The organism is Kitasatospora sp. NPDC092948, assembly GCF_044754805.1.
Taxonomy (GTDB): domain Bacteria; phylum Actinomycetota; class Actinomycetes; order Streptomycetales; family Streptomycetaceae; genus Kitasatospora.
Window position 1 is genome coordinate 516,572 of record NZ_JBIVPU010000001.1, and the last position, 24,008, is coordinate 540,579.

Annotated in this window: 11 protein-coding genes; 8 read left to right on the top strand and 3 right to left on the bottom strand. The window is 72.7% G+C overall.

All coding sequences use genetic code 11. The annotated features are described in order from the left end of the window. Window positions 1-2: 2 nt before the first annotated feature. Entirely contained in the window at window positions 3-1,010 is a 1,008-nt protein-coding gene (locus ACIQF6_RS01970) for an NADP-dependent oxidoreductase (RefSeq protein WP_400888899.1), read from the bottom strand. A gap of 485 nt (window positions 1,011-1,495) precedes the next feature. On the opposite strand from ACIQF6_RS01970, the gene ACIQF6_RS01975 reads away from it, so the two are divergent. The 7 genes from ACIQF6_RS01975 (at window position 1,496) to ACIQF6_RS02005 (ending at window position 12,484) form a co-directional block, all read left to right on the top strand. Beyond that, window positions 1,496-2,398, top strand: a complete 903-nt coding sequence (locus ACIQF6_RS01975; RefSeq protein WP_400888902.1) for a LysR family transcriptional regulator — start codon at window positions 1,496-1,498, stop codon at window positions 2,396-2,398. A 263-nt stretch (window positions 2,399-2,661) separates the two neighbouring features. Further along, window positions 2,662-3,225, top strand: a complete 564-nt coding sequence (locus ACIQF6_RS01980) for a GNAT family N-acetyltransferase (RefSeq protein ID WP_400888905.1) — start codon at window positions 2,662-2,664, stop codon at window positions 3,223-3,225. 45 nt (window positions 3,226-3,270) lie between these two features. Beyond that, complete coding sequence (locus tag ACIQF6_RS01985; RefSeq protein ID WP_400888908.1) at window positions 3,271-5,421, top strand: hypothetical protein; 2,151 nt, start codon at window positions 3,271-3,273, stop codon at window positions 5,419-5,421. 95 nt (window positions 5,422-5,516) lie between these two features. Continuing rightward, complete coding sequence (locus ACIQF6_RS01990) at window positions 5,517-8,282, top strand: AfsR/SARP family transcriptional regulator (RefSeq protein ID WP_400888911.1); 2,766 nt, start codon at window positions 5,517-5,519, stop codon at window positions 8,280-8,282. Window positions 8,283-8,588: 306 nt separating this feature from the next. Further along, window positions 8,589-9,185 (top strand): WXG100 family type VII secretion target, encoded by a 597-nt coding sequence (locus ACIQF6_RS01995; RefSeq protein ID WP_400888913.1) that lies wholly within the window; start codon window positions 8,589-8,591, stop codon window positions 9,183-9,185. A 79-nt stretch (window positions 9,186-9,264) separates the two neighbouring features. Next, window positions 9,265-11,172 carry a hypothetical protein gene (locus tag ACIQF6_RS02000; RefSeq protein WP_400888916.1) on the top strand — a complete coding sequence of 636 codons (1,908 nt, stop codon included), beginning with the start codon at window positions 9,265-9,267 and terminating at the stop codon, window positions 11,170-11,172. A gap of 37 nt (window positions 11,173-11,209) precedes the next feature. Next, entirely contained in the window at window positions 11,210-12,484 is a 1,275-nt protein-coding gene (locus ACIQF6_RS02005) for a WXG100 family type VII secretion target (RefSeq protein ID WP_400888919.1), read from the top strand. 227 nt (window positions 12,485-12,711) lie between these two features. Here ACIQF6_RS02005 and ACIQF6_RS02010 read toward each other — a convergent pair whose 3' ends face one another. Both ACIQF6_RS02010 and ACIQF6_RS02015 read right to left on the bottom strand, forming a co-directional pair. Continuing rightward, on the bottom strand, window positions 12,712-13,293 hold the full coding sequence (locus tag ACIQF6_RS02010; RefSeq protein ID WP_400888922.1) for a hypothetical protein: 582 nt from the start codon (window positions 13,291-13,293) through the stop codon (window positions 12,712-12,714). A gap of 213 nt (window positions 13,294-13,506) precedes the next feature. Beyond that, window positions 13,507-13,683, bottom strand: a complete 177-nt coding sequence (locus ACIQF6_RS02015; protein WP_400888925.1) for a hypothetical protein — start codon at window positions 13,681-13,683, stop codon at window positions 13,507-13,509. A gap of 334 nt (window positions 13,684-14,017) precedes the next feature. Between ACIQF6_RS02015 and ACIQF6_RS02020 the strand changes: the two genes are divergently transcribed. After that, entirely contained in the window at window positions 14,018-24,004 is a 9,987-nt protein-coding gene (locus tag ACIQF6_RS02020; RefSeq protein ID WP_400888928.1) for a toxin glutamine deamidase domain-containing protein, read from the top strand. Window positions 24,005-24,008: the final 4 nt, after the last annotated feature.

Genomic DNA, 24,008 nt, shown 5'->3' on the forward strand with positions numbered 1-24,008 from the left:
CATTACAGGCGGACCATCATCTTGCCGGTGTTGGCGCCGGCGAACACGCCGAGGAAGGCTTCCACGGTGCGGTCGAAGCCGTCCAGCACGGTCTCGGGGGAGACCACCCGGCCGGAGGCCAGATGCGGGCCGAGCAGGTCGTACAGCTCCTCCTGGGCGTCCATGTGGTTGCGGACCAGGAAGCCCTCCAGCCGGATGCTCCGGCCGACCAGCTCGAACAGGTTGTGCGGGGCGGCGGGCGGCTCGGTGACGTACTGGGAGATCGCGCCGCACCAGGCGATCCGGCCGTAGTCGCGCATCGAGCTGATCGCGGCGGCCAGGTGTTCGCCGCCGACGTTGTCGAGGTAGACGTGGATGCCGTCGGGGGCCGCGGCGGCCAGCAGGTCGGCGACCGGGCCGTCGTGGTAGTCGAACGCGGCGTCGAAGCCCAGCTGTTCGGTGAGGTAGGCGGTCTTCGCGGGCGAGCCCGCCGAACCGATCACCCGGCGGGCGCCGAGCAGCCGGGCCAGCTGCCCGGCCGCGGTGCCGACGCCGCCGGCCGCCGCGGAGATGAACACGTCCTCGCCGGCGGTCAGCTCGGCGATCCGGCTGAGGCCGACGTACGCGGACAGGCCGGTGCCGCCGAGCACGCCCAGGTGCGCGCTGAGCGGCACGCCCGGCAGGTCCGGCAGCACCCGCACGTCCTCGCGCCGCACCACGGCGTGGGTGCGCCAGCCCCGACGGTGGATCACCGCCGTGCCGACCGGCAGCGCGGCGGAGCGGGACTCCACCACCAGGCCCACCGTCCGGCCCTCCATCGGGGCGTTCAGTTCGTTGCCGCCGTCGGCATCCTCCATCATGCCGAGCATGTACGGGTCCACGGACAGGTAGGCGTTCTCCACCAGCGCGCTGCCCTCGGCGAGCGGCGGCAGCTCGTCGTCGACGAACACGAACTGGTCGGCGGTCGGCAGCCCGGTCGGGCGGGCGACCAGGTGGACGGCCCGGGCGTGGCGGGTGGCGGTGCTGGACATGGTGAACACTCCGGAAGGGGGGAGGGGTTGACGAGGAGAAACGCTAGGTCGGGCGTCGCGGCCGTGGCAGGGCCCGGCGTTGATGGCAGCCCGCGATCCATGAGCGGCGTTCATGCCTGAACCGGGCGGGCCACGCCGCGGCCGGGCGTCCCCGACGGAGCCGGTGGGCCGTTCGCGGTGACGGACGAGAGGGAACGGGAGGGGAGCGAGAAGGGAACGGGAGGGGGAATCGTGGCCGAACGGGTGGACCGGCTGTCCGGGCCGGTGACGCCAGGAGGGGCGAACTGCGGTGCTACGGGTTCCTGTTGGCCGGCGACCGCGCCGAGGCGGCCGACCTGGTCCGGTGCTCCGGCGGACCTGCCGAGCGGTCCGGCGGAGCTCCGGCGGTCGACGGCCCGGGGCCGCGGCGCAGCCGGGCCGGTGGCGTTCCGGGACGGGGCGTGGCGGGGGGCGGGGGCGTGGCGCGGGGCGTCCTTTACGCTGCGGTGGTGGCAGAGGATCTGGTCCCGCAGGAGCTGCGGGTGTTGGTGGCGGTGGCCGACAGCGGCAGTTTCACCGCCGCCGCGGAGCGCTTGGGGCTGACGCAGTCGGCGGTGTCGCACGCGGTGCGGGGGTGTGAACGCAAGCTCGGGGCGGTGCTGTTCGAGCGGGGGCGGCGCGGGGCGGTGCCGACGCCGGCGGGGGAGCGGGTGGCGGGGCACGCCCGGCGGATCCTGCGGCTGCTGGCGGCGCTGCCCGGCGAGGCCCGGCAGGGCGGGCCGGGGGAGCCGGGCGGGCCGCGCGGGAAGGTGCGGATCGTCGCGTTCCGCAGCGCCGCCGGGCGGGTGCTGCCCGCGGTGCTGGCCCGACTGGCCGTCAACTACCCGGAGTTGGAACCCGAAGTGCGGGTCGTCCGGGACCTCGGCCGGGGCACCGCCGGGGAGGTCGCCGACGGCCGGGCCGACCTGGCGCTGGCCACGCTGGGCGCGGCGATCCCGGCGGGGCTGCTCCAGGCGCCGCTGTACCGGGAGGGCTACGCGCTCGCCCATCAGCAGGGCCACCCGGACCCGCGCAGCCTGCCGCTGGTCGACTGGGACGAGAACTGCGGCTCCTACACGGCCGATTGGTGGCGCCGCCAGGACTGGATCCCGCCCGCGACCATCAACGTCTCCGACGACACCGTGGTGCTCTCGCTCGCCGCGCAGGGCCTCGGCATGGCCATCATGCCGATGCTCACCCTGGACCGGCTGCCCGACGGACTCGCCGTCACCGACCTCGGCCCCGAGCGCCCGTCCCGGCAGGTCGGCTACGTCACCACCCCCGAACTCGCCCGGACCGCCGCCGTGCGGGCGGTGGTGCGGGAGTTGCGCGCCGTCCCGCTCCCCGAGGGGGCGAGCGCGGAGCGCTGAACCCGAACGCGGAGCGCCGAACAGGGGTGTCCCGCCGCCCGTAGCGGGGGCGCCCGGCCCGGGAGAGAAAGGTGGGCCGGGTGGGCGGCGGGACTGGAGTGACGAACCCCACCACTGAGTCTGCGGGCCCGGGCTCACGTTCCGCTAACGTCCCGCTGACGTGCGGGAACAGCCGTGGAATATGGTTGACTTGACGCGTGGTCGAAGGGCCGGGGAGGGTGTGCCGGGGTGGCACGCCGACCCCGGGGCGACGGGGGAATCCGATGAGAGCGCTCGCCGAGGTGCGGGACGATCCGCTGACGGACGACGGACTGCTGCTGCGCAGGCCGCAGCTGTCGGACGCCGCCCTGGTCCTGCGCGGCACCCACGACCCGCTGGTGCGCGAGTTCCTGCAGGCCGTGATCCCGCACCGGGACCAGGCCGCCGCCGAGCAGTGGCTGGCCGAGATCCCGGAGCTGCTCTGGCAGACCGGCCGGGCCGCCTACTTCACCCTGGAGGCGGACGGATCGGCCGTCGGCTGGGGCGAATTGGTGAACCTCGACCCGACGCAGGACAGCGCGGAGATCGCGGTCTGGCTGCTGCCCGAACACCGCCGGCTGCGCACCGCGAAGAGCGCGATGCGCCTGGTGTGCCGGTTCGGGTTCGAACGGATCGGCCTGCGCCGGATCGACGCCTTCGCCGCCGCCGACAACATGCCCAGCCAGCTGACCGGGGCCGCCATCGGCTTCCGCCGGGCCGGCTACCGCCCCGCGCTGTTCCGCAGCTCCCGCACCCAGCGGCTGCACGACGCCGTGTACGCGACGCTCGTACCGGAAGACCTCTGCTGATCCACGGGCTCCCCGATGCCCCGCACCTGAACCAGGAGTGACGACATGTCAGAAAGCAGCCTCCGGCTGGAGGACGGCGCGCTCGGCGAACTGCTGATCACCCCCGAGGGGTTCCACGCCGTCCGGGACGGGCAGGAGCGCACCGGCCGGGTCGACGCCGCGCTGATCGTCCGTGTCCTGAGCACGCTCGGCGAGGCCCCCGCGCCGGTGCCCGGCGCCGCCGCCCCCGCCGTCGGCCGCCGGCTCACCGTGGCCGGCCTGAACGGCCGCGCGGACCGGCAGTGGACGGACGGCACCGACGCGCCCGTGCCCGCCGCCGTCGCCCCGTTCGCGACGCTGCTGGCCCAGGTGTTCGGCGAGCCCGGCGAGCCCGCCGCGCTGCCCGGCGCGGTCGCCCTCGGCCACCCGGCCGTACCGCCCGCCCGCAGCGCCGCCGCCGTCGGCACCGTCGGCGGCCGCGCCGCGTACGCCCTCGTCGAGGAGGACGGCTCGTTCGGCCTGACCGCGCTCGACGACGCCGCCTCGCTCGGCGGCTCCGACGCCGACGCCGGCCTCGCCCCGTCCGCCGTCGCGCTCGGCGAGGTCGCCGGCCGCTCGCTGTTCGCCGTCGGCGGCGCCGACGGCTCGGTGCAGGTCTGGGACGCCACCACCGGCCAGGTGGTGCACGGCTCCACCGGCGGCGAAGGCGCCCAGGCGGTGGCCGCGCTGGTCTGCCGGGACATCCCGGTGGCGTTCTCGGCCGGCCAGGGCGGCGACCTGCGGGCCGTCCGCGCCGACGACGGCCGGGTGCTCGGCAACCTGCCCACCGGCGGCCACGGCGCCACCGTGCTGCGCGCCGCGCACTGCGCCGGCATCGACCTGCTGGCCGCGGCCGCCGCCGACGGCACCGTGCGGGTCTGGGACGCCGGCAGCGGCGACCAGTTGCACCTGCTGGTCGGCCACCGCGGCGAGGTCCGCTCGATGGCCGTCCTCACCATCGACGACCAGGCCGTGCTCGCCACCGGCGGCCACGACCGCACCGTCCGGATCTGGGACCTCGCCACCGGCCAGCCGGTCGCCGAGCTCGCCGGCCACACCGGCACCGTCACCGGCCTCGCCTTCACCACGCTCGACGAACGCCCCGTGCTGGCCTCCTGCGCCCTCGACGGCACCGTCCGCACCTGGGACGTGTACGACGGCCGCCCGCTGCACGGCTGGCCCGCCGGCAGCTGGCTCACCGCGCTGGCCGCCGTCGACGGCGTCCTGTACACCGGCGACGAGACCGGCCGGATCAGCGTCTGGGACGCCGCCACCGGACAGGCCCGCGCCGGCGCCCCCGCCGGCCGGCCCGGCAGCCCGCTCGCCGCGCTCGCCGCCGGCGAGCTGCACGGCCGCCCCGTGCTCGCCGCCGGCTTCGGCGACGGCACGCTCGCCGTCTGGGACGCCCCGACGGGCAGTCAACTCCTCGACCTGGCGGCCGACGGCGGCCCTGTGCACAGCCTCGACCTGACCACCGACGGCCCCGACGGCCCGCTGCTGGTCTGCGGCACCACCGCCGGCGCCGTCCGCAGCCACCGCCTCGCCGACGGCACCGCCCACCCGCTGCCCGTCCCGCACGCCGGCCCCGTCACCGGACTCGCCTTCACCACCGGCGACCAGCCGCTGCTGGCCTCGGCCGGCCGCGACGGCGTGATCGCCGTCCGGGCCGCCGCCACCGGCGACGACAGCCGCCGCTTCGCCACCGGCCACGGACCGATCACCGCGCTGGCCGCCGTCGTCGCCGGCGGGCAGCCGATCCTCGCCACCGCCGGCGAGGACCTCAAGGTGCGGATGTGGCACGCCGGCAGCGGCGCCGCCGGACCGGTCTGCGAAGGTCTCGCCCGGCCCGCCGAGGTGCTGTCCTTCACCGAGATCGGCGGCCGGCCGGTGCTGATCGCCGGCGCCGGCGACGGCGACGTGCTGGTCTGGGACGTCCAGAGCGGCCAGCGCACCGCCCAGCTGGCCGGCGGCGGGGCGGCCGTCCGCGCCGTGGTCGGCCGCGAGTTCGACGGCGAGGCGCTGCTCGCCGCCGGCGACGCCGCCGGCACCCTGCGGCTGTGGCACCTGAGCAGCTCCACCCTGCTCAACGAGGCCGCCCTGGACGGCACCCCGCTCGCCATCGAACTCGACGAGGCAGGCCTGCGGATCGTCACCCCCGGCGGTGCGGTCACCCTCTGACGGCCCGTTCGACGGCCCTGATTGCATGTACCGGATAACGACCCGGTAGCCTCCGTCACCGAACACAAACTCGGGGGGGTTTGGGGGTTACCACGGTGAAGTTCCAGCTGCTCGGGGCCGTTTCGGCGGAGGACGCCGAAGGCGGCGAACTGCGACTCGGACCGGAGAAGCGGCGCAGCGTGCTCGCCCTGCTGCTGCTGCGCCGCAACCGGGCCGTCTCGGTCGCCCAGCTCACCGAGGCGCTGTGGGTCGCCGAACCACCCGCCAACGCCCGCACCGTGGTGCAGAGCCACATATCCCGGCTGCGCGCCCTGCTCACCGAGCAGGGCGCCGCCGGGCGCGGCGTCCAACTCGCCACCGCCGGCGACGCGTACACCCTGCACCTGCCCGAAGGGTGCCTGGACGTCGAACAGTTCGACACCCTGGTGGCCGCCGCCCGGGTCGAGCCGCGCTCGGCGGACGTCACCACCGCGCTGGAGCACGCGCTCGCGCTGTGGCGCGGCCCCGCGCTCACCGGCACCGTCGCCAGCCCCCCGCTGGAGGCCTGGCGGCACACCCTGGAGGAGAACCGGCTCGCCGCCGTCGAAGCCCTCGCCGAGCACTACCAGCGGCTCGGCGACCCCGCCCGGGCCGCCGAACTGCTGCGCGCCGAAACGGTCGCCCACCCGCTGCGCGAATCGCTGGTCTCCGCGCTGATGCTCGCGCTGTTCCGGGCCGGACGGCAGTGCGACGCGCTCGACTGGTACCACCGCACCCGCGAATCGCTCGCCGACCGGCTCGGCGTCGACCCCGGCCGGGCGCTGAACGCCGCGTACGAGCGGATCCTGCGCGGCGAGCCGGCACCCGAGCCGGCCGCGCCCGCGCCCGCGGCCGGCCGGCCCGTCGAGTTCGTGATCCCGATGCCCGCCGCGCCGCCCGCGATCGAGAACCTCCCCGCGATCGACCTGCTGCCGCGCGCCCCGCGCGGCTTCCACGGCCGGGAGGCCGAACTCGCCACCCTGGCCGACGCGGTGCACGGCGGACCGGACGGCGCGATCGCGCTGATCACCGGACCGGCCGGCGTCGGCAAGACCGCCCTCGCCCTGCACTGGGCGCACCGCAACGCCGGACGCTTCCCCGACGGCCTGCTCTTCGCCGACCTCGGCGGCTTCAGCGACCGGCCCGCCCGCGACCTGGACGAGGTGGTCGCCGAATTCCTCGCCGCGCTCGGCGTCGCCCGCGAGGACCTGCCGGCCGGCACCGCCGCCCGCAGCGCGCTGTACCGGCGGATCACCACCGGCCGCCGCCTGCTGGTGCTGGTCGACAACGCCCGGGACACCGCCCAGGTCCGGCCGCTGCTGCCGGCCGGCGCCGACTCCGTCGCCGTCGTCACCAGCCGCCACCGGATGCTCGGCCTGGTCGCCGCCGAACTCGCCCGCCCGCTGCCGCTCGCCGTGCTCGACCCCGAGGAGTCCGCCGCGCTGCTCGCCCGGGTGCTCGGCCCGGCCCGGATCGCCGCCGAACCCGAGGCCGCCCGGGAACTCGCCCGGCTCTGCGACGGCCTGCCACTGGCGCTGCGGATCGCCGCCGCCAAGGTCGCCGCCGACCCGCGCCGCGGCCTCGCCGCGCTCGCCGAACAGCTCCGGCACGAGCAGCGCCGACTCGGCCACCTGGCCGCCGAGGAGATCAGCGTGGCCAGCGCGCTGCGCATCTCCTACGAGCAACTCCCGCCCACCACCGCCAAGTTGTTCCGCTCCCTGGGCCTCCACCCCGGCCCGGTGATCGACGCCCACACCGCCGCCGCGCTGAGCGACCTGGAACTGTCGGAGGCCGCCGAGGCGCTGGAGCAGCTGGCCGCCACCCACCTCGCCACCGAGACCGACGGCGGCCGCTACACCCTGCACGACCTGGTCGGGCTGTACGCCCGCGAGCTGAGCAGCCGCACCGACCCCGCCGAACAGCGCCTCGCCCGGGAACGCCTCGCCGACCAGTACCTGCACACCGGCCTGGCCGCCGTGCAGATCGCCGAACCCGGCAGCAAGCCGTGCTGCGAACCCCCGGCGGGCAGCCACCGGCCGCGCGCCGTCCCCGAGTTCGCCGACGCCGACGAGGCCATCCACTGGCTCGGCGCGCACCGCGAGACCCTCGCCCACGTCATCGCCACCGCCTCGCCGGAACGGGTCTGGCGACTCGTCCTCACCCAGTGGCCGCTGATCCTGCGACGGCTGCGCGACGGCTGGGTTTCGCAGCTGGAACACGCCCTGGACGCCGCCCTGGAGTGCGGCGACGCGGACGGCGAGAGCCAGGTGCGCGCCATGCTCGGCTGGGTGCTGGTCTCCAACCGTCGGCTGCCCGAGGCCGTCGCCTGCCTGGCCCCGGCCGCCGAACTCGCCGCCCGGGCCGGCAACCAGGTCGGCCGGGCCGTCGCCCTGGTCAATCTGGCCGCCGTGCAGGCCGAACTCGGCGACACCGCCGCGGCGGGCAGCAACCTCACCCAGGCCCTGGAGATCGCCCTCGCCATCGGCCACACCCACACCGTCACCCTCGCCCTCCAGCACCTGGCCCGCCACCTGCTGGTCACCGGCCGCCCCGCGCAGGCCATCGACCGGGCGCTGCACGGCCTGGAGTTGACTGCCGACCAGGTCCCGTCCGCGCGCCGGGTCCTGCTGCACACCAGCTGCGGCGAGGCGCTGTCCGCACTCGGCCGCCACACCGAGGCCCGCAGCCGGCTCCACGAGGCCCTCTCCGAGGCCGAGCGGATCGGCCACGACGAGGCGACCGCCGAGGTGCTCGGCGCCCTCGCCGCCGCCGAGGACGCCGCAGGCCTGGCCCGGGAGGCCTCCACCCACCGCCAGCGGGCCGCCGAACTCGAATCGCGCTGAACCGAGTTGCGCCCCGCCGTCGCCTCCGCTCCCGCCTCCGCCTCCGTCCCTGCCTCCGTTCCCGCCTCCGCGTCGGCCTTCGAGGTCGCCCCGCTGTCGCCGTCTGTCGGCGCGCGGCACCAGCGCGTTAGTGAGGCGCAAGCGGAAGGCAAACGCGCGCCGCGAGGATGAACGGGTGCGGCAGCCGCGGGTGCGCGGGACTGCCCGTGGCACCGCGTTCCGGCCCCTCGCTCACCCGGCTGCCCGGGTCCCCCCTGCAACGGTTCGCACCGTCGGGGAGCAGTAATCGGGAGAGGGCGGGACGGCATGGCCGGCGACGGCGTGAACATCGACCTGGACGAGGTCCAGGCAGCAGCCAAGACAATCGCAGCGCTGCTTGAGGAACTGCAAGGCCCGTACGCCCAGTTGGAAGCCCACATCAACATGGTCACGGACAAGGTCTACGGGACCGACCTGCTGGGCAAGTCGCTGACCGGTGACACCTCCTCGGTCGGCGGGTTCAACCAGCACCAGAAGGACGTGCTGGCGGGCATCAAGCTGCTGCTCTCCAACGCCACCACGATGGGCGCCAACCTGCAGACGATGGCCGCCCGGCACCAGGCCAACGACGAGCACCACGCCTCCGAGCTCAGCAGGATCACCACCGGCGACGGCACCCCGATCGGGCCGTCCACGCCGTCCACGCCGTCCACGGCCCCCGGGCCCGACCCGTCCACGGCCCCCGAGCCCGCTCCCGCACCCGCTCCGACGCCTGAGCCCGCGCCCGCGCCTGCTCCGACGCCGCAGCCGGACACCGGGGGCTACCACACCCAGACCGGGCCGGACCTGGACTACAACAAGCCCAAGCCCCCGCCGGAGCCGCACGGCCCGGTCGGCGGCGGTCCCGGCCGCAACCTGATCTGATCCACGCCGCTCGTCCGCACCACGGCGGCTGATCCGGTGTCAGCCGCCGCACCCCCCATTCCCAGAGAGCTTCCCCGCCATGATCGAGCTGCCGGCCGACCTCGCCGATGTACTCAAGACCGTGCGGAAGAACGAGAACGGCTCAGACATCTCGTTCCCCGACGGCAACGAGGACCTGATCGGCGACCTCGCCGTCGCCTGGGACAAGTGGAACCAGATCGCGGACACCCACATCCGCGGGATCGCCCAGGCCGCCCAGCGCGCCATGTCCTGCATGTCCGGCCAGGCCGCCGACAGCTTCCAGCAGTACCTGCAGAAGTTCGCCGGCGGAGACGCCTCGCACGTCGCCACCACCGTCAAGGCCGGCACCGACATCGCGAACGGTCTGCACGGCGCGCACCAGGCGATGATCGACACCAAGAACGAGATCATCCGGGAACTCGACTACGCCAAGACCTACATGGCGCAGAACCCGGCGGGCAAGAAGGACGACATCGCCAACTCGGCCGGCATCAAGCAGGCCGCCAGCCTCTACCACCAGTACGTGGGCGGCGTCAGCTCGCAGGTCGACAGCATCCTGCGCAACAACGCCAACCAGATCGCCGACATGAACGGCATCGGCAAGACCTGCACCCTCAACGGCGGTGGCGGCGGCGGAGGCGGCGGTGCGGGGGCCGGCGGCGGATCGGGCCTCGGGATCGACGGCGCGGGCGGCCTGCCGGGCGGCGCGGACGGCCTCGGCGGCGGCGGTGACGGTGTGGGGGACGGGGCCGGCGGCGGTGCGGGCGGCGGTGCCGGTGGAGGCGCCGGCGGCGGTGCGGGGGGCGGTGCGGGCAGCCACGCCGCGCCCAAGACACCGAGCATCCTGAAGCCGTTCACGCCGCCCGTCAGCCACATCCCCGACCTGACCTCCGGCAGCGGCAACCCGCCGGTGTTCACCCCCCTCCCGGTCAGCCCGAAGGGCTCGCTCAACCTGGCCGGCCTCGGCGACCTGGGCTCCGGCGGCGCAGGCCTGGGCTTCGGCGGCGCCGGACTCGGCGGCGTCGGCGGAGGAGGCGCGGGGCTCTCCGCGTTCGGCGGCGGAGCGGGCGGACTCGGCGGTGGCGGCGGGGCGTTCGGCGGCGCCGGCGGGATGAGCGCGAGCTCCTTCGGCAACGCGATGGGCGCGATGGGCCGGGCCGGCGGCGCGCTGGCCGGCGCGGGCGCCGGTGGCGGCGCGCGCGGCGGCGGAGCGGCCGGTGCGGGTGCCCGTGGTGCGGGTGCCCGCGGTGCGGCGGGTGCGGGTGGCGCGGGCGGGGGCCACGGCGGCGGCATGGGCGGCGGACGCGGCGGCGGCAAGGGCGAGAAGAAGGGCGCCAACCGGTTCCTCGGCCCCACCCGCTTCGGCGCGGAGGGCGGCGAGGAGGAGACCGCGCTGCTGCACGACAGCGGCATCCTCGGCCAGGCCGGCGAGGTCGACCCGCGCGACCGCAACTGGCAGCGGGCCCGCCGCCGTTGGCTGGACGACGCCCGCGCCGAGGGCGTCCTCACCGCGCCCGAGGCCGAGCCCGTGGTGGAGGCCGAGGCGGCAGCCGCAGCCCCCGCGAGCGAGCAGGCCCTGCTCAACCAGCTCGCCAGCGCCGTGCTCGGCGCACCCGCCCCCGGCGAGGGCGCCGAGACGGCGGCCGGCAGCACGGAGACGGCAGCGGTCGCTGCCACCGGGGAGTCGGTGACGCCGCGTCAGGAGAGCGTCGCGGCCGAGACCACCTCGGGCGAGTCCAAGGCGAGTGCGGACGGCGACTACCTGGAGCGGTCGCGCAGCGTCGCCGCCCGGCGCGGCCACGGCGAGGTCGCGGAGACGGCGGCCGCGCCGACGACGGCGGCCGCCGCGGCGGCTCCGGCCGGCGGCCTGAAGCCGTCCCCGATCCGGGAGGAGGGCGGCTACCAGGTCCCCAGCCCCTTCCTGCGCGCCGCGCTCACCCGCCTCGCCGTGCCCGCTGCGGACTGACCACACCCGCCCCCTCCGCACTCACTAAGGAACATCCATGAGCAACGACGTGCCCTGGTTCGCGATCGATCCCGACATCGAACCCGCGCACACCGTGCGCATACCGCAAGGCGAGCGGATCGGCGTGGAGGCGCCGATGTTCGGCGAACCCGCGCGGGTGGGGTGGATGGAGCCGGATGTGATGCCCGCCCAGCGGGTGGAGGAGCGTGCGCCGTTCACGGAGGCGCAGTTCGGGCGGTTCGAGCCGGACGTGATGCCCGCTCAGCGAATCGAGGAGCGTTCACCGATCTCGGAGGCGCAGTTCGGGCGGTTCGAGCCGGACGTGATGCCTGCCCAGCGGATCGAGGAGCGTGCGCCGATCTCGGAGGCGGCGCGGGCCGGGTGGCTCCCAGCGGACGAGATGCCCGCGTACCGGGTCGGGACGGCCGTCGGGGAACCGATGGAGACTGCGCGGCTGAAGACGTCGGAGGGCATGCCGCTCGGGGACACGATTCCGGCGATGCCGATGGAGACCGCGCGGCTGAAGACGTCGGAGGGCATGCCGCTGGGCGACACGATTCCGGCGATGCCGATGGAGACTGCGCGGCTGAAGGCATCGGAGGGCATGCCGCTCGGGGACACGATTCCCGCGATGCCCGCCGAGATGGGGCGGCTGAAGTCGCAGGGGACGCCGATCGAGGACGGTGTGCCGGCGACGCCCGGTCAGCCGCTCAGTTCGCCCGACGGGACCGAGTCGGCGTTGAAGTCGAAGGGGACGCCGATCGAGGACGGCGTGCCGCGGCAGTCGACCGAGGCGGGGCAGCGGGCCGGAGCGGCCAACGGCACCGCGGCCGGCGGCGGTTCGGGCTCGGGCTCGGGTTCGGGTTCGGGTTCGGGTGGCGCCGGGACGGGGTTCGCCGTCAGCCCCGAGAAGTACAAGGCGGCGGTCTCGCCGGTGCTCGGCGCCTCGGAGCAGATCGCCTCGCTGTCGGCGTCGATGATGGCCTACCTCCCGCCGATGGAGGCTCAAGTCCCTTGGGGCAAGGACGAGTCCGGCAAACAGTTCGCCGAGGGTGAGAACGGCTACTCGCAGTACAGCGCGAGCACCCTGAAGACGCTCAAGTCGCTGTCCGGGGAGATCGCGGACATCGCGGACCGTCTGAAGCAGATGGCCGCGAACTACGAGGGCGCCGAGGAGGAAACGACCGCCGCGTTCAACGGCATGGACGGCGACGGTCGACCGAGCGCGCCCGGTGCCCCGCCGACCGCGCCCACCCGCCCCGTGCACGTCCCGATGACCCCCAGCATGACCCGCCCCAACGGAAGGCACTGACCCATGGCTGTCGAACTCCCGGAGCCCCTCCAGTGGGTGCTCCTGCTGCTCGCCGGCTGCCGCTGGCCGGAAGCCGACGAGGACCAGCTCCGCGACATGGCCGACCACTGCCGCAAGGCGGCTGAGACGCTGCGGGACGCGGGTCAGGGCGTGGATGCGGCGATCAAGCGCGCCGTGGACGGCCAGCAGGGCGAAGCCGCCGATGCGCTGACCGCGTACTGGGCCACCTACACCGTGGGCAAGGGCACCAAGGACGACCAGGGCCGCCTGACCATGACCATCAACGCGCTCGACGGCATGGGCGACATGCTGGAGCAGGTGGCCAACTCGGCCGAGACGGCGAAGATCCAGATCGTCGCCCAGCTCGGCATCCTGGCCTTCGAGTTGGCGACGGCGGAGGCCGAGGCGATTCCCACTGCGGGTGCCTCGATGGCCCAGGTGCCCGGGTTCATCGCGGCGGCGCGGGCGTTCGTCCAGACGACGCTGAAGACGCTGCTCAAGGACATGGTCAAGATGGCGGCCAAGCAGGCCGCCCAGATGGCCGCGATCAACCTGATGGCGCAGGGCATCGAACTCGCCGAGGGCCACCGCAAGAGCATCGACTGGAAGGAAGTCGGCGAGAACGCCAAGGGCGGCGCGATCGGCGGCGCCGCCGGACACCTGATCGGCGCGGGCCTGGGCGGCGCGGCCGCCAAGATGGGCCTGGGCCACGTCGCGAACTCGGCCGGCGGCAAGATGGCCATCGGCGCGGCCACCGGCGTCGGCGCGGACGCCGCCACCCAGTACATCACCACCGGCAAGGTGGACACCTCCTCCCTGCTCGGCTCCGGCCTCTCCGGCGGCGCGGGCGCGGGCCTCAGCCACATGGCGCAGGGCGCCGCCGGCGCACACCCGCCCGCCCCCAAGCCCGGCGACGCCCCGAGTCACATCCCCGACCCGGTCGGGTCCGGCCAGGGCGGGCGACAGGACGGCCCGCCGAAGTTCACCAAGCCCGACACCTCGTCGGGGGACAGCGGCAGCTCCTACCACGGCCCGTCCGGCGAGAGCAGCAGCGGCTCCAACTCGGGCGGCAGCGCCTCGCGTTCGGACGGCTTCGACACCGGCGGGTCCAACTCCGGCGGCGGCAAGTCGCGTTCCGACGGATTCGACGCCGGCAGCTCCAACTCGGGCGGCGGGAAGTCGGGTTCGGGAGATTCCAAGGTCGGCAACCTGTCCCCGTTCGGCTCCGGCCGCAGCAGCGGCGACGCGCCGCCGTCGTACGCGGAGGCGACCGGTGGTGGCCGGGGTCACGAGCAGGCTCCGCCGCCGTCGTACGCGGAGGCGACCGGCGGTGGCCGGGGTCACGAGCAGACCTCGCCGTCCCACGAGCAGTCGTCCGGTGGCGGGAACCACGAGCAGGCCGAGGCGGTTCGTCCGTCGCACGAGCCGCTGACGGAGCAGACGCCGTCGCGTCCTGCGCACGAGCAGACCTCGCCGTCCCACGAGCAGTCGTCCAGTGGCGGGAACCGCGAGCAGGCCGAGGCCACGCGGCCGATGCGGGAGCCGCTGACGGAGCAGACGCCGTCGCGTCCCGCGCACGAGCAGACGGAGGCGGTTCGTCCGTCGCACGAGCCGCTCTCCGAGCAGACCCCGTCGCGCCCTGCGCACGAGCAGTCGGGCCGGGGCGAGTCGGAGGGGCAGACCGTCCGTCCCGACGCACGGGAGGCCGGCGCGCCGGTCCGCGAGCCTGCCGAGGCGGTTCGTCCGTCGCACGAGCCGCTCTCCGAGCAGACCCCGTCGCGTCCGGCGGCGCACGAGTCGCTGGCGGGCCAGGAGTCGAGCCGGCCTGCGCACAGCGACACGGCGAGCACGCCCGTCCGCGACAACCCGCCGTCCGTCCACGAAAACTCGCCTTCCGGGCGCGACAACTCGCCCTCCGGGCGCGAGAGTTCGGCAGGCGACCGGGACTCCGTCCAGCCGTCGGGTGACGACAGCGCCTCGCGTCCGTCGTCCGGTGCGGGGCCGGTGCCCAACCTGTCCGGCGTTCTCGGTGGCGCGGCGCACCTCGCGGGTGCCTCGTCGTCGTCCGGCCACGGCAGTGGTGGCGGCAGTGGCAGTGGTGGCACGCACCTCGACGGTGCCCGCAGTGCGACCCTGCCGCGTCCGGACGGGGCGACCGTCCCGGGCCACGGCATGCCCGACGGCGTCGGCGACACCGGGGCGAACACCGGTACCCAGAGCCCGAACCAGGGTGCCGTCCCGCCGATGGGCGGTGGCGGGTTCACGCCCGGGCCGGTCGGTGGCGGCAGCCACAGTGGCGGCGGTGTCCGACCCGACACCCCGTCAACCTCGTCCGCCGCTACGCCCAGGCCGGCCCACGCCGACGGCGCCCCGCAGGGTGGCAGCACGATTCGCCCCGGTGGCGGCCGTGGCACCCGCCCCGAGCCGCACGTCACGCCGGAGCAGCAGCACGCGCCGGCGTCGAAGCCCACCGAGAACAACGGGCCGACGGCGAAGCCCACCGAGAACAACGGGCCGACGTCGCACGACCGCCCGGTCACCGAGCACGAGGGCGAGTCGCGTCCGCCCGCGTCGGACAAGCGTCCGATCGACAAGCCCGGCGGTCTGAAGGAGCCCAGCGCCCACGACCAGCAGCGGATCGAGGACGCCGTCCCGCGCGACGAGAACGGCAAGCCGAAGGTCCACCCCAACCCCCTGGAAGGCGACTGGGTCAAGCAGCTCAACGGCGACGGCTTCCGGGAGCCGGGCCGCAACAACAACTGCGCGGACGCCGCGCTGTCCTTCCGCGACACCTACAACGGCCACCCCACCGGGGCGGCACCGCGAGTGGAGAGCAACGGCGCGGGCGAGAAGGGCGGCCGCGACCGGATCGAGCAGGCACTCGGCGGCCGGTTCGAGCACCAGGGCGCGGGCGCGGGCGGTCACGACAAGCTCCAGCAGACCCTGCTGGAGAGCGGCCACGGTTCGCAGGCGCTGATCATCAGCACCGACGGCGAAGGCCGTTCGCACGCCTGGAACGCGGTCAACCAGGACGGCAAGATCGTCTACGTGGACCCGCAGATGGGTCGCACCAGCGACAAGCCGCTGTACGCGGGCGAGGGCGGCCTGTTCGCCGTCCCCGTCAAGCCGGACGGCGGTGCGCTGCACCCCACCGACCGCCCCAACTCCGCTGCGGGCAACGACAACCACCAGTCCGGCGCCCGTCCCGAGACGTCCCCGAAGCCCGAGGCCGCTCCGAGGCCCGAGACGTCCCCGAAGCCCGAGGCCGCCCCGAAGCCGGAGACCGAGCCGAAGCCGGAGACGTCCCCGAAGAACGAGGCGACGCCGAAGCCCGAGACCGAGCCGAAGCCCGAGACGGATCCCACCAACCGGCCCGAGTCCGACACGTCACCCAGCACCGAGGAGCCGCGGCCGGACGATGCGCCGGCCGGTCAGACGTACAACGACCCGTCGCCGTACGAGGGCCTGCGGAACGAGCGGCACATCCCCACCCTCGAAGAGATGCAGGAGATCGGCAGGCGGCTGGGGATTCCGGAGGACCAGCTCCCGGTCATGGTGTTCGTGCCGGACAACGCCACCGCCTCCACGCCGTTCCACGAGTACGGAAACGGCATCGTCGGCCATCTGTCGGAGGAGGGCGGCAACCTGTCCCTCGGTCACATCAACGGGAACGAGCCCGGTGACACCACCGCGGCCGCCAAGGTGATCTCCGGCAAGGCGGGCGGAGCGTACGTCAAGGGCGCGGACGGAGCCCCGGACGTGCTGGTGGTCAACCAGCGGATGAACACGGGGGAGGACTCGTTCGAGCAGAACCACGTGATTCAGCACGAACTGGGGCACCACAAGCAGTCGCTGGACGGCCTCGACCTCGACGTGACGCGCAACAACCTTGCGTTGATCGAGTACCACAACATGCTCACCAACGAGGTGAAGTTCTTCGAGGAGGGCCCGGGTAAGAAGCCTCGCCTGACCTACCAGAAGTCGGACGGGCAGGGCGGCCTCCTGGACGGCGAGGCGAAGGCGGTCAAGCAGGCGCTCGGCATGCCGGAGGACGCCTTCTTCCCGCCCGGCCGGTACTGGAACAAGGTCGCGGAGCTGCCGAAGACCCCGAACGAGCAACGGCTGTACGACGGCATCGTGGAGGCGGTCGGGACGAGGCCGTACTCCAACCACCCCAAGGTCCAGCAGAACTTCGCGAAGGCGTACCTGCTCGCGCACGCGCGGACACACGCCGCCGCGGAGGCCGCCGGACCCGGGCCGGAGACCGCACCGCCGACCCAGCAGCACGCCGCGCCCGCACCGGAGACCGCACCGCCCGCCCAGCAGCACGCTCCGGCCGCGCCGCCGGTCCCGCCGCCGCCCATGCAGCAGCACGCTCCGGCTGCGCCGCCCGTACCGCCGCCGTTCGTGCAGCAGCACGCTCCGGCTGCGCCGCCGGTGCCGCCGCCGTTCACTCAGCAGCATGCTCCGGCTGCGCCGCCCGTTCCGCCGCCGTTCATGCAGCAGCATGCCGGCGCTGCGCCGCCGGTCCCGCCGCCGCACTCCCAGCAGCACGCCCCGGCCGCAGCGCCCGTTCCGCCGAGCAGTCACCCCACGGCCGGGCCGTCGGGAGAGAACCCGTTCGGGAACGATCACGCGAGTTCGTCGAGCAGCCACCCCACGCCCGAGGCGCAGAACCCGTTCGGGGACGACCAGGCCGTTTCGTCGGGCCACAGCACCCCGTCCTCCGAGGCGTCGAACCCGTTCGGGGACGGCCACGCCGTCTCGTCGGGCCACAACAGCCCCGCCTCGGAGCTGCCGAACCCGTTCGGGGACGAGCACGGCAGCACGTCGCACATCCAGACACCGGAGGACCCGGCCGGCCTGGGCGAGCATGTGACGCACGAGCAGCAGCCCTCGCACGAGCAGCAGCCTTCGCATGAGGAGCAGCTTTCGCACGAGCGGGAGTTGATGGAGCATGACGGTGGTGACGGTCCGCGTCAGTCGGCGTCGGACGGGCGTCCGTTCGGTGTCGAGGGTGGGTTGAAGCCGCCGTCCGAGCACGAGCAGCGGGAGCTTCACGACGCGGTTCCGAAGAACGCGGACGGTTCGCCGCAGCGGCACCCGGACCCGCGGGTCGGTGACTGGCTGAAGAAGATGAACGGTGGCGAGCCGCACACGGCGAACCAGAAGAACAACTGTCTGGACGCCGCGCTCGCGATGGTCGACACGGTCGACGGCCGCCCGACGGTGGCCGCGCCGCGCCTGGAGGGCAACGGTCTGGGTGAGAAGGGTGGCCGCGACCGCGCCGAGCAGGTGCTGGGCGCGAGGTTCGAGCACCTGGGCGCGGGCCCGGACGGCCACGCCAAGCTGGCGGAGATGCTGCGCGAGAGCGGCCACGGCTCGCAGGCCGTGATCACCAGCCGTGACGGCGACAACCGCAGCCACACCTGGCACGCGATGAACCACGAGGGTCAGATCGTCTACAGCGACCCGCAGTTGGGCCGGGTCAGTGACAAGCCGCTGTACGCGGGCGAGGGCGGCCTGTTCGCCATCCCGCTCACCCCCGACCGCGCGCCCGTCCATCCCACCGAGCACCCCGACGGCCATCAGGGCGCCGGCGACCGCCCGGTCGAGACCGAGCCCAAGCAGGACTCCGACACCTCCCCGAACCCCGAGGAACACCGGCCGGACGACTCGCCCGGTGCCATCGACGGGATGCCGGAACTCACCGAGCCACACATTCCCACTCCCGAGCGGATGACGGAGTACGGCCGCACGCTGGGCATTCCGCACGACCAGCTCCCGGTCATGGTGTTCGTGCCGGAGGGCGCCACCGTCTCCACCCCGCTGCGGGACTACGCGAGCGGTGTCATCGGCAAGGAACACCTCGGGCAGGGGACACTCGACCTCACCCTGGGAGACATCGACGGCGGCCGGACGGGCGACCACAGCTCGGCCACCGGCTTCGTCCGCGGTATGGGCGAGGGTGCCTACATCGGCCCGAAGGACGGGCGCCCCGGAATCCTGGTCGTCAACCAGTCGACCGCGGTGGGCGGGTTCAACCAGGAGCACGTGATCCAGCACGAACTGGGCCACCACAAGCAGGTCCTGGACGGCTTCGGTATCGACAAGTCGACGACCAATCCCGCGCTGATCGAGTACCACAACATCTTCACCAACGAGTCGAAGTTCGTCGGGGAGGGCGGCAACCTCCGCAAGGAGTACGTGCCGGCCGACGGACAGGGCGGCCTCTCCACCAAGGCGGCCGACGCTGCCAAGGACGCCCTCCGGGCGGCGGACCCGAGCTTCAAGAAGTTCCGGGTCCCGCCGGAGGACTACTGGAGGGCCGTCGAGCACCTTGTGCAGGGCGGCTCTCCCAACGAGAAGCAGCTCTTCCACAGCATCGAACAGGAACTCGGCTCGGGGCGCTACGCCGACGACGCGAAGGCCAGGCAGAACTTTGCCAAGGCCTTCCTGGAGGCGCACGCGGCCAAGGCCGCAGAAGCTCCGCCGGTCGACTCCGCGTCGAGCAGCAGCACCACTCCCACGCCCCCGCCCGCCCAGTCGACGCACAACGGCCCGCCTCCGCCGCCGCCCGCACCCCCGGTGTCGAACCACGGCGCGCCCCCGCCGCCTCCCGCACCGCCTGCGCCCCCGCACGTCCCGTCCCACCAGGACACCGCGCCGAGCCAGGAAACGCCGCAGCAGCAGACGTGGCATCAGGAGGAGTCGAACCAGAACCCGTTCGAGACGCCATTCGACACCCCGCCGGGCACCCGGCCGGGTACGCCGACGCCGCCCGAATCGCCGGCGGGCACCGGCGACAAGGCCCCGACCACGCACACCGATTCCACGCCGTCGGGGCCCCTGCGCCCGGACCCGGAGCCGGCCGGGCTGGGCGGGGGGCCGTCGCTGATCACGGAGCACGGGCTCACCCCTGAGGGGCGAAAACTGCTCCACCAGGCCCCGGAAGCGCCGTCGATCGTCTATCCGCCGTCGAACAACCGCTTCGAGCGCACCGGAAAGTCACTGGCGAGCAAGATCTACCCCGGAGCCACCGGTCGCGTGGTGGAGAAGCTCCACGATGTGATCCGCGAGGAGCGGAACAGCCAGCCCGGCCCATCCGAATCACTGGGCAGGACGGCGAACGGGAAGCCGAACGTCAAGGTCAAGGACGGTGTCTTCAAGTCCTACCTCGACCCGAAAACGATGAATCTCATCGAACCGAGGGTCACCTACAATCTCCAGGAGCCGCTTCAGCGTCTGACCGGCGACTACCTGCACGCTCCCTCGGGCATTGAGTTGCTCGAACAGGCCGCCTCGAACGACTACCGGTCCCGGCAGAACCGCGAGCAGGAGCAGGAACGCCGGAACCTGTTGAAGGCCCTCGCGGAGCAGAACTCCGAACAGGGCGTGTGGATCGACCGCGACCGGATCGCGGAGCAACTCGGCGCCCACGACTCCGCGTGGCAGGGCGTGGACCACCTGCTCAACGGCAACAACGGGCACCCCGGTTTCCCCGGAGTCGTGATCGGTGAGATCCATCGCGACTCCCCGGCCTGGAACTTCCTCCAGCGGAACATGGCGCAACTGCGCGCCAGCGGTGTCGACACCATCTACCTCGAGGCCGTCCGCGACGAGTCCTTCCAGCACGACCTGGACAACTACCTGGCCTCGCCGCCCGGGGCAGCCATGCCCCACAACCTGGAGACCATGCTCAAGAGGTACGACGAGGGCAACAACGCGGACCTGCGCGGCATGCTGGCGGCAGCGAAGGACCAGGGCATCAGGGTCCGCGGTGTGGACGGCTATCCGGCCCGGGAGGACGCTGCGGACGGCGGCTCTCCCGAGCGACTCCGCCTGATGAACACGTACGCTCATGATTTGATCACCGCGGATGCCCCCAACCGCGGCGGCAAGTACCTGGCCGTGCTCGGAGGCGACCACCTGCACTCCAGGACCTCGGCCGGTATTGGAAGGATTCCCGGCACGGCGGATCTGCTGGGTCTGCCGGCCGTCCACCTGATCAACGGACCGGCCCAGCCGCACGGCGAGCCGGGCCCGGCGACGAGCGCCACGGCACCCGACAACCACCGGGTCCACTCCTATCCCCTCCCCGAACACCACTCGCCGGTCGGGAACCCGGTGCAGCACCACGCCGCTCCGGCGGCACCGGGCGGGATCGGCGAGATGCACGCCGGCGCGGAGACGCCACACCTGGGGTCCGAGCACACGCCGAGCCCGGAGGTGCACGAACAGCCCTCGCGCGCCCACGAGTCGGCGGAGCACCAGGACGGTCCGCGTCAGCCGGCGTCGGACGGGCGTCCGTTCGGTGTCGAGGGTGGGCTGAAGCCGCCGTCCGAGCACGAGCAGCGGGAGCTTCACGACGCGGTTCCGAAGAACGAGGACGGTTCGCCGCAGCGACACCCGGACCCGCGGGTCGGTGACTGGCTGAAGAAGATGAACGGTGGCGAGCCGCACACGGCGAACCAGAAGAACAACTGTCTGGACGCCGCGCTCGCGATGGTCGACACGGTCGACGGCCGCCCGACGGTGGCCGCGCCGCGCCTGGAGGGCAACGGGCTGGGCGAGAAGGGCGGCCGCGACCGGGCCGAGCAGGTGCTCGGCGGGAAGTTCGAGCACCTGGGTACGGGGCAGGCCGCGCACGAGAAGCTGGCGCAGACCCTGCTGGACAGCGGTCACGGCTCGCAGGCCGTGATCACCAGCCGTGACGGCGACAACCGCAGCCACACCTGGCACGCGATGAACCACGAGGGTCAGATCGTCTACAGCGACCCGCAGTTGGGCCGGGTCAGTGACAAGCCGCTGTACGCGGGCGAGGGCGGCCTCTTCGCGATCCCGCTCACCCCCGACCGCGCGCCCGTCCATCCCACCGAGCAGCCCGCCGGCCGCTCGACCGCCGACCACCCCGCCCCGTCGGAGCCGGCAGGCACCGGCGGCACAGGCAACTCGAAGCCGGCTGTCAAGGCCGAAAACCCGTCGGACCGGGCCAACACCAGCGGTATCGGCAAGTCGAAGAAGGACGCCATCGACGAGGCCAAGCGGGCCGAGGCGGCCCGAAAGGAAGCGGCGAAGCGCAAGGACGACCGGTCCGATTGGCAGAAATGGCTCGCGAACGAACAAGCAAAGCCGAACCCATCGGTACGGACGATGGAACGGCTTGCCGAGCGGCTGCGCGTGAGTAGGCAACAGGACGATCTGGCCGCGCGGCAGAACAGGTTGGTCGACGAGCAGTGGACGCTGGCCGAGAAGCGCTACGAGTCGAACCGGCGGCAGTCGAACGCTGAACAGAATCACCTGGACGCGCAGCAGAATCTCCTGGACGCGGAGCAGAGGCGCCTGGACAACCAGCAGAAGCGGCTGGCCGAGCAACAGAAGCGAATCTCCCGGCACGAGGCCCTGGTCGAGCAAGGCGAACGGATCGCTCCGGCGCAGCAGAATGATCCGGCCCGGGCCCAGAACGATGATGAGAGCAAAACGCTGATCGACAAGCAGCGAGAGCTGATCAAAAAGCAGCGAGAGCTGGACGATAATCATCGGAAGTTGAACGATGAACAGGGCGAAGTCGATCGCAAGCAGCAGAAGCTGAATGACCGGCGGGAGGGGCTGTACCTCACGCGGAGGCGCTTGGAGCGCACACGGGAGGAGCTGGACGGCGAAGGCTATCGACTGGAGCACGCCGCGAAGAACGCCAAAACCACTGCTGCCAGGAAGAAATTCCGAGCCGACTCGGCGAACTTCGAGAAAGCCAAGAGTGAACTCAAAGAAGCCGAACGCGGGCTCGCCGCCGCCCAGAAGAGGCTCGAACCCGACCACGAGGGCCTCAAGGGCAAATGGCAGAGGCACGAAGCCAACCAGGCGAAGCTCGACAGGGAGCGCGAGCTCCACGAGCAGGATCAGTATGAGCAGGCCAAGAGCGCACCGGACTCTCGGCGTGAGAAGTCACCGGAGGACCGGAAGCAGCTGGACGGCGAGCGGATCGCTCCTGGCCAGAGCGCTCTCGAAAATGATCGTAAGTCCCCGGAGGAGCGGCGGAATTCGCATATCAAGAGCGAACTGGACATTCGGCGCGAGAAGTTGATCGTGGACCAGCAGCGGCTGGACCGTGAGCAGAGCGCCGTCGATCGCCGGCAGCGAGAGCTGGACGAGAGCCGTCGCAAGTCGGAGCGCGATTTGGCAGCGATCGAGGTCGAGCAGAAGGAGCTCGATGGGAACCGCCGCTCCCTGGACCGCCCGCAGCAGGATCCGAACAGCGATTCGGCGGCGATCGAGGAGCTCGAGGGGAAGCGCCAGTCCCTGAACGAGCAGCAGCAGGATCTGGACAAGCGTCGCCTCAAGTTGAAGAGCGATTTGAAGGAGATCGAGGACGAGCAGAAGGAGATCAACGGGAATCGCCAGGCCCCCTTGAACCGGTGGCAGAGGTGGCTCGACAAGAGCGAGTGGCTTGTCGACAAGCATGGACGGCTGACCAAGGAGGAATCGGCTGACGAGCAGGAAAACCCGTCGGAGGCCCGGCTGAAGGAGCTGGCCGGCCGTCGGAAGCTGCTGAACGAATGGCATGCCGAACAGGCCAAGTTGGAGGAGGGCGGCCCCTACAAGAGGAACCCGGAGGAGTCCGTTTGGCGGGAGCGGGAGCAGGCGTGGGGGGGAACGCAGCACGAAGGCGAGGGGGAGGGGCACGCGGGCGGTGACGGCCAGCAGCGTGTCGACGACCGGACGTGGCCGGCCGCTGAGGGGGGAGATGGCCCCGGGTCGGGCCAGAGTCCGAGCGCGCCCAGCCCCAAACCCGACTTCGTAGATGCCGGACGCGGAAAGGGCAGGTACTACGTTTTCCCGCCGAAGGAGATGACGAACGCCAGCCTCGACGAGGCCTTCACGGAGGCGATCAAGTCCGGAGATTCCATGGCGGCCTCCCTCAAGGAGAAGCTCCCAGCGGAGAACAGGAGGGTGAAGAAGGAGAAGGCCGAGTGGAAACGTGGGCAGTACGAGATGAAGACGGAACTTCCCGGCTGCGTGGCCACCGCGGTGTACGTCGGAGAAAAGGACGGCACGCAGCATTTGATCGTCGCCACTGCGAGCAGCACGAAGGGGGTGCCGAATGATCACACGCCTGCCGATGTCGACCCGATCATCGAATTCGCCTATGCCAAAAAGGGGGACGAAAGGTACGCGGAAATCAAGGATGAGATGGGCTGGAACAGCTACCCCGCCGGTTCCGAGCTAACTCGTTGCAAGTGTGCCGAGCCGAACGTGATGACGAAGGTGCTGGAGCAGGTGCACGGTGGATTCACGGGGGTTGACATGGGCAACCCCCGAGAGGTGCGCAAGGCTCTGGAGAAGTCGAAGGAGATCCTCGGGAAGGCATTCATCCGTCCCCTGGAAACCGGAGTTCGGAAGACGCAGGATGGTTCGGGGTTTGAGGCGGTGAGTAAATACGGTAAATACAAGGCCCCCTGTCCCAACTGTGCCCCGGTGGTGGAATTCTTCGGCATGAAGGTCTTCCAGTTCACGGATTGACCCT

Coding starts and splice junctions, on each gene's coding strand:
- ACIQF6_RS01970 (WP_400888899.1), bottom strand. CDS start 1,010: ATGTCCAGCACCGCCACCCGCCACGCCCGGGCCGTCCACCTGGTCGCC.
- ACIQF6_RS01980 (WP_400888905.1), top strand. CDS start 2,662: ATGAGAGCGCTCGCCGAGGTGCGGGACGATCCGCTGACGGACGACGGA.
- ACIQF6_RS01985 (WP_400888908.1), top strand. CDS start 3,271: ATGTCAGAAAGCAGCCTCCGGCTGGAGGACGGCGCGCTCGGCGAACTG.
- ACIQF6_RS01995 (WP_400888913.1), top strand. CDS start 8,589: ATGGCCGGCGACGGCGTGAACATCGACCTGGACGAGGTCCAGGCAGCA.
- ACIQF6_RS02000 (WP_400888916.1), top strand. CDS start 9,265: ATGATCGAGCTGCCGGCCGACCTCGCCGATGTACTCAAGACCGTGCGG.
- ACIQF6_RS02005 (WP_400888919.1), top strand. CDS start 11,210: ATGAGCAACGACGTGCCCTGGTTCGCGATCGATCCCGACATCGAACCC.
- ACIQF6_RS02020 (WP_400888928.1), top strand. CDS start 14,018: ATGCGGGAGCCGCTGACGGAGCAGACGCCGTCGCGTCCCGCGCACGAG.